Origin of the sequence: Bradyrhizobium sp. CSS354 (genome assembly GCF_029051725.1) — a bacterium.
Classification (GTDB): Bacteria; Pseudomonadota; Alphaproteobacteria; order Rhizobiales; family Xanthobacteraceae; genus Bradyrhizobium.
The window spans coordinates 594,819-601,112 of record NZ_JAACFU010000005.1 but is presented as its reverse complement, the minus strand read 5'-3'; the positions used below and the strand labels follow the sequence as shown (position 1 = coordinate 601,112).

The following is a 6,294-nucleotide window of genomic DNA, read 5'->3' as shown; positions in this document are numbered from 1 at the left end:
CCCGTGGCCGAAACCGCCCCGCGCCTGGGCCGCCTGTGGGGCCGACAGCCCGATTGCCGCGACGGCCAGCGCCGCCATCATCATCCTGCGTAACATCACTCGATCCTCCGCGTGGACACGCTCCACGCTCAAAGCAGGACCAAGCTAGCGTCCGCTGGGCATTCGGGACAGCCACGCTGCCTCACTTCCGCGCGAGCATCAGCAGCCGCGGCAGATGCTCTTGAGCTTCTTGTCGAGGAGCCGGTTCTCGGCGTTGACGGCGGCATCAGTGCTCCCGCCTGCACCGGTCCCGGTGGTGGCGCCGGGTGCATTCGCACCGGACGATTGGGCGGTACCCAGACTGTTGGTGCCAGGCGCGGGAGCCGGAGAGTTGGCCACACCTCCGGCCGATCCCGCAGAGCCGCCGGTGGCTTGCGCGAACGATACGGCCGGCATCGCGGCAAGGGCGAAGATCACGATCACGGTCTTGATTGAATGGGTTGTGGGCAATCTGGCCATTGAATTCTCCTTCGCCGGTCAACCGCCGCAGCAATGACCGGTTCCGGAACAAATGCCGTCGCATCAGCTTGAAACCCGGGAAGGCTCCGGAAACAGAAAGGCGCAGTCACGATGAACGATCGCGATGCTTTTGCAGAAGGCGAACGCGCGGCGCGTCAAAACATTCCGGCGGAAGCCAATCCGTACCAAGACGGCAGCGACGAGCATGCCCTTTGGTCCGCGGGGCACGAGAAGGTCGCAACCGCAATAGAAGCGCGCGAGTCCGAAGGAAACTGAGCTCACCCGATCCGCTTGAGGCCTTTCGTGAAGCGCGGGCCGTTCGCGACGTAGAACTTCGCCGCGCTGCCCATCTTCTGCACCTGGGCGTCGTCGAGCGTGCGGATCACCCGCGCCGGCGAACCGATGATCAGGGACCGTTCGGGGAACTCCTTGCCCTCGGTGATGACGGAGCCGGCGCCAACGATGCTGTTGCGCCCGATCCTGGCGCCGTTCATCACGATGGAGCCCATGCCGACGAGTGCGCCCTCCTCGATGGTGCAGCCATGCAGGATGACGTTATGGCCGACCGTACAGTTCCTGCCGATGTGAAGCGGAAAACCGAGATCGGTGTGGCAGGTCGAGCCGTCCTGCACGTTGGACCCCTCGCCGATCTCGATCCACTCATTGTCGCCGCGCAGCACCGCGCCGAACCAGACGCTCGCGCCTGGCTTCAAGCGCACGCGGCCGATCACGGTGGCGGTCTCCGCGATGAAGTAGTTGCCGTCGGCGGGAAGATCGGGCGCCTGCCCGTCGAGCTCGTAGATCGCCATGAGGGTCTCCTGTCGCGTCAACCCCAGCCATAGCGAAACGGCAGCCTCGACGCAAAGGGCCGCCGCGCAGGCAGACCTACAGCGCGCATCAGACCAGAACGCCGGCCGCGCGGAGCGTCATCAGGAAGAAGGTGCCGCTCATCATGCTCCAGAAGCCGGCGATGACGGTCGCCATCATCACGAATTCGACGCGGCGGCTCTCCAGCTGCCTGCCGCGCAAGGTGTTGCGCATGATGATGAAGGGCGCCGCGAACACCAGAAACGGAACCGCCGCGAAGGTCTTCGGCGCCACGCCGTCCTGCAACAGACCGAAGCCGGCAGGCCGCTGTGCGACCGTCTGGTATCCGCTCACGAGCGCCCCCGCGAGCGCGAAACCGATGCCTATCGAGAAGAATGTATTGAGAGCTTCAGGTGTCATCGGAACGGTCCGCCCTTACGCAACGCCAGAGCCTTCCTGTGACAAAGAGTGCCGGTTAACGCTACGTTATCCTTAAGAGAAGGTTAACGCCGCCGGCCGTTCCACGCAGGCCCCTCTCCCTTCCCTGCAGCCGGTGAGCGCTCCGCGAAATCACCGCCGCGTGGCATATTCGCCGCTGATTCGTCGGCCATCGGCCGACTTCCGGCTCATTCGCGCGGCTCATGACACTGTTTTCGGCAATCTCCCCTCAGTCCCCCCGGACGCGCACCCGGGCCCACGTGGTCCCGATCGTACTCGGCGGCATTGCCGCGGTGTGCGCCGTCGCGCTCGTCGCCTATCTGTTGTGGCCGACTTGGGGCCCGAGCGGCGCGAGCGCCCCGGACAAGCTGCCGGTGAGCGTCGGCGGCACGCTGTTCAACCTGCCGACCACCGCGATCCGCATGAAGATCCAGCGCCACTCCGGGCCGCAGGAGCGGATCGACCTCGACTTCCTGTACCCTTCGCTGGAGCCGCCGGGCGCGCCGAAGCACGTCACCGCTGATAGCGTGGATGCGGCGATGCAGCCGATCGACCGCATCTTCCTGTCGATCGCCGCGCATCGCGATGCGCTCTCGCCCGAGCAGCGCACGGCAACGATCTATCCGCGCTATCTCGACCAGGCCGCGGCAATGCCCCAGGACGGGCTGACGATGCGGACGTTCCGCGCCGACACGCCTTACGGCAGCGAGGATCTCTATTCTGCCGCAAGTCCGGCGCTGACCGCCCGCTGCACGCGCGATGGGGTGACGCCCGGCATGTGCCTCGCCGAACGCCGCGTCGGCGGCGCCGACCTCACCTTCCGCTTTCCGCGGAGCTGGCTGTCGCAATGGCGCGATGCGACGGAAGCGATGGACCGGCTCACCGCGCAGTTGCGCGGGCCGCGAACTTAACACTCGTGGCGACGGTTATTCCTGATCGACGAGATCGTCCTCGAGGATCGCCATCTGGAACTGGAACGAGCGATCATCGTCCTCGTCGTCGACGAAGAGCACGCCGATGAATTCCTCGCCGATATAGACCTCGGCGGAATCATCCTTCTTCGGCCGCGGCACGACGCGAATCTTGGGATTGCCGAATACGCGCTTCAGATACGCGTCGAGCTTCCTAACTTCCTTGACGTCCACGGCAAGTCTCCAATCGAAATCTGGGTTGGCGCGGGTTTTAGGACGAGACGCGACCAACCGCCAGCATGAATTGCCAAAGAATTTTGGGGACGAAAGGGGCGAAAATCCGCCCCTTGCGACAAGCTCGAAGTCCCGCCTCAGAGTCCCATCTCAGAGTCCCGCCTCAAAGTCCCATGGCGTTGATCATCTGATCCATGGTGCGCGACGGCTCGGCGCAGCCGGCTTCGCCGACGACCTTGGCGGGCACACCTGCGACCGTCACGTTGTGCGGCACCGGTTTGACCACGACCGAGCCCGCCGCGATGCGCGCGCAATGGCCGATCTCGATATTGCCGAGAATCTTCGCGCCGGCGCCGATCAGGACGCCGTGACGGATTTTCGGATGGCGGTCCTCGTTCTCCTTGCCGGTGCCGCCGAGCGTGACGCCATGCAGGATCGAGACGTCGTCCTCGATGAGCGCAGTCTCACCGCAGACGAAACCGGTGGCGTGGTCGAGGAAGATGCCGCGGCCGATGCGCGCGGCGGGATTGATGTCGGTCTGGAATACCGCAGACGCCCGGCTCTGCAGATAATACGCAAAGTCCTTGCGGCCCTTCAGATAGAGCCAATGCGCGAGGCGGTGGGTCTGGATGGCGTGAAAGCCCTTGAAATAGAGCAAGGGATCGATGAAGCGCGAGGTCGCGGGGTCGCGGTCGTAAACGGCGACGAGATCGGCGCGGAAGGCGTTGCCGAGATCGGGATCGTCGCGCAGCGCCTCGTCATAGGTCTGGCGCACGAGATCGCCCGACAGCGCGGAGTGATCGAGCCGGTCGGCGACACGATGGATCACTGCATCTTCCAGGCGGCTGTGATGCAGCACCGTCGAATAGATGAAGGTCGCAAGCTCCGGCTCGCGATGGACGATGTCCTCCGCCTCGCCGCGGATCCGATCCCAGATCGGATCAAGCGTTGCGAGCTTTCCTCCCGGATTGACCTGATGCACTGCCATGAGATCTGCTCTTTCGAATTGGCTCGTTTCGTTGGTTCTATAACACAGTCTAGGCGACAAAGTCCTGACGGGCTTGCCTGAGAGTGAACAGTGCGTTGTCCCGCCAGGGCATGCCAACGCGTTGAATCACAACAGTTTCTTCCGACACCCCGGGCCGCGAGGTCGGCTCAAAATGGTCAGGGTTTTGCCAAATTCAAGCCGGGCGGCGTCAAACTAATGGTGAATTCCGCATCAACCGTTATTGCAGGCATGGTCCGAGTGAGGACGGAGCGGATTTGACCATCACCACCGATCATGCGCGCGCGGGCGCCGTGGGGTCACTTTGGCTGCGGCTCGCCGCGGTCGCCCTGCCGCTCCTGATGATCGCGCCGGCGTTCTGGAACGGCTATCCGCTGTTGCAATGGGATACCGGAGGCTATCTGGCGCGCTGGTACGAGGGCTATCTCGTCCCGAGCCGCTCCACCGTGTTCGGCATCTATCTGCACTATGGTGAGAGTTCTGGTTTCTGGATCAACCTCGCGGTCCAGTCGCTGGCGACGCTGTGGCTGTTGCAGCTCACCTTGCGCGTGCTCTCGATGATGCAGACATTCCGCTTCGTCGCGATCAGCCTGCTCCTGATCCTGTCGACTGCGCTGCCCTGGCTCGCGAGCATGTTGCTCACCGACATTTTTGCAGGCCTGTCGGTGCTGTCGCTATTCCTGCTGGTCATCGGTGGGCAGCGGACCTCGGCGCTCGAAAAAAGCTCGCTGTTCGTCTTCACCGCCTTTGCCGCCGCGACCCACAGCGCCACGCTCGGCGTGCTGCTCGGTCTCTGCGTCGTCGGCTGGATGGGGCGGCCGTTGCTGGGGCGCCGGCTTCCGATCGCCGGATTGGCTCAAGCGAGCCTCACCATCGTCGCCGGTGGCCTGATGCTGGTGTCGGCGAACCATGCCTTGTCGGGCAAATGGACATGGACGCCCGGCGGCACCGGCGTCGCCTTCGGCCGCATGATGCAGGACGGCATCGTTGCGCGCTATCTCAATGACCATTGCCCACGCGAAAAACTCAAGCTCTGCCCCTATCGCGACCAATTGCCGGCGACCGCCGACGAATTTCTGTGGGGCAAGAGCATGTTCAACACGCTCGGCCGCTTCGAAGGCATGAACGAGGAGATGGGCAACATCGTCGTGGGTTCGCTCGCCGACTATCCGGCATGGCAGGCCGGCGCGGCGTTGCGAGCGATGGGCCAGCAATTCCTGCATGTGGCGACCGGCGAAGGCACCAATGGCTGGATCCCGCACACCCGCGGCATCATCGAACGCTATATTCCCTCCCAGGCCGCGCCGATGCGCGCCGCGCGCCAGCAGCATTGGGGTGTCAATTTCGACTACGTCAACCGGCTGCACGTGCCCGTCGCGCTGGCCTCGATGCTGGCGCTGGTCGCGCTGCTCGCCCATGCGCTCGCGAACCGCCGGGTTGACGACCTGACGCTGCTGGCGGCGACGGTGACTCTGGCGCTGCTCGGCAACGCTTTCATCTGCGCCGTCATCTCCGGCCCCCATGATCGCTACGGCGCGCGAATGGTGTGGGTTGCGACCTTCACGGTGCTGATGGCGCTGGCGCGGGCGTTCGGCGACGAGGCGGCGGACGAGACCTCAGCCGCGGCGTGACAGGAAATCGAGCACGCCTGATTTGTAGACCTTGTCGCCGACCGCCCGCATGTGGTCGCGATTCGGAATGTCGAGCACTTCCGAACCCGGGATGATGGCGCCGAGTGCGCTGGCCGAACCCGCGACGTCGTCGCTGCTGCCGACCGCGATCAGCACGGGCACGTCGATGCGCGCGGCTTCGTCCTTCGTCATGAGATCGCGCGTGCCGCGCAGGCAGGCGGCCAGCGCCTTGCGGTCGGAACGGGTTTGGTCTGCAAATGCGCGAAACGTGCGTCCAACGGGATCGGAGACGTCGTCGAGCGAGGGCGCTTCCAGCGCCTTCGCGACGTTCTCGCCGGGGCCGGTGCCCTCGATCAGGCCGCCGATGCCGATGCCGCCGAGGATTGCCGAACGCAGGCGCTGCGGCTCGTTGAGGGAGAGCCACGCCGTCATCCGTCCGCCCATCGAATAGCCCATAAGATCGGCCTGCGGGATGGCGAGGTGATCCATCAGCGCGAGCACGTCGCTGGCCATGGTCGGGATCGAGTACTGCGCGGGCTCGTAGAGCTTGGCGCTTTCGCCATGGCCGCGATTGTCGAGCGCAATGACGCGGCGGCCGTTCTTGCGCAGCTCCGAGACCCAGGTCGGATAGACCCAGTTCACGTTCTTGCTGGAGGCAAAGCCGTGCACCAGGATGATCGGATCGCCCTCGCCTTCGTCGAGATAGGCAATTTCAACGGCGCCGTTGTGAAAGCTCGGCATCATCAGTTCCGCAATCTTGAGGTGAAGA

General features: G+C 64.5%; 9 protein-coding genes. 3 read left to right on the top strand and 6 right to left on the bottom strand.

Annotated features, from left to right (window positions below):
* Nucleotides 1–198: 198 nt before the first annotated feature.
* Entirely contained in the window at nucleotides 199–498 is a 300-nt protein-coding gene (locus GWG67_RS15760) for a hypothetical protein (protein WP_275170188.1), read from the bottom strand.
* 111 nt (nucleotides 499–609) lie between these two features.
* On the opposite strand from GWG67_RS15760, the gene GWG67_RS15755 reads away from it, so the two are divergent.
* Entirely contained in the window at nucleotides 610–774 is a 165-nt protein-coding gene (locus GWG67_RS15755) for a hypothetical protein (protein WP_275170187.1), read from the top strand.
* Nucleotides 775–776: 2 nt separating this feature from the next.
* Here GWG67_RS15755 and GWG67_RS15750 read toward each other — a convergent pair whose 3' ends face one another.
* The gene (locus GWG67_RS15750; protein ID WP_275170186.1) at nucleotides 777–1,307 is read right to left on the bottom strand and encodes a gamma carbonic anhydrase family protein; all 531 of its coding nucleotides are present in this window, start codon (nucleotides 1,305–1,307) and stop codon (nucleotides 777–779) included.
* An 88-nt stretch (nucleotides 1,308–1,395) separates the two neighbouring features.
* A complete protein-coding gene (locus GWG67_RS15745; protein ID WP_007611845.1) occupies nucleotides 1,396–1,725 on the bottom strand; it encodes a hypothetical protein in 330 nt (109 codons plus the stop codon).
* A 221-nt stretch (nucleotides 1,726–1,946) separates the two neighbouring features.
* Here GWG67_RS15745 and GWG67_RS15740 point away from each other — a divergent pair, with 221 nt between their 5' ends.
* The gene (locus GWG67_RS15740) at nucleotides 1,947–2,654 is read left to right on the top strand and encodes a hypothetical protein (protein WP_275170185.1); all 708 of its coding nucleotides are present in this window, start codon (nucleotides 1,947–1,949) and stop codon (nucleotides 2,652–2,654) included.
* Between the two features lie 15 nt (nucleotides 2,655–2,669).
* Here GWG67_RS15740 and GWG67_RS15735 read toward each other — a convergent pair whose 3' ends face one another.
* Both GWG67_RS15735 and cysE read right to left on the bottom strand, forming a co-directional pair.
* On the bottom strand, nucleotides 2,670–2,888 hold the full coding sequence (locus GWG67_RS15735) for a DUF3126 family protein (protein WP_007602550.1): 219 nt from the start codon (nucleotides 2,886–2,888) through the stop codon (nucleotides 2,670–2,672).
* A gap of 163 nt (nucleotides 2,889–3,051) precedes the next feature.
* Nucleotides 3,052–3,876, bottom strand: coding sequence for a serine O-acetyltransferase (cysE, locus tag GWG67_RS15730; RefSeq protein WP_007602549.1), 825 nt, complete (start codon nucleotides 3,874–3,876; stop codon nucleotides 3,052–3,054).
* Nucleotides 3,877–4,151: 275 nt separating this feature from the next.
* Here cysE and GWG67_RS15725 point away from each other — a divergent pair, with 275 nt between their 5' ends.
* Nucleotides 4,152–5,525 carry a hypothetical protein gene (locus GWG67_RS15725; protein WP_275170184.1) on the top strand — a complete coding sequence of 458 codons (1,374 nt, stop codon included), beginning with the start codon at nucleotides 4,152–4,154 and terminating at the stop codon, nucleotides 5,523–5,525.
* Here the strand turns inward: GWG67_RS15725 and GWG67_RS15720 are convergent.
* Entirely contained in the window at nucleotides 5,511–6,266 is a 756-nt protein-coding gene (locus GWG67_RS15720; protein WP_275170211.1) for an alpha/beta fold hydrolase, read from the bottom strand. The two genes, GWG67_RS15725 and GWG67_RS15720, sit on opposite strands and share 15 nt — an antisense overlap.
* Nucleotides 6,267–6,294: the final 28 nt, after the last annotated feature.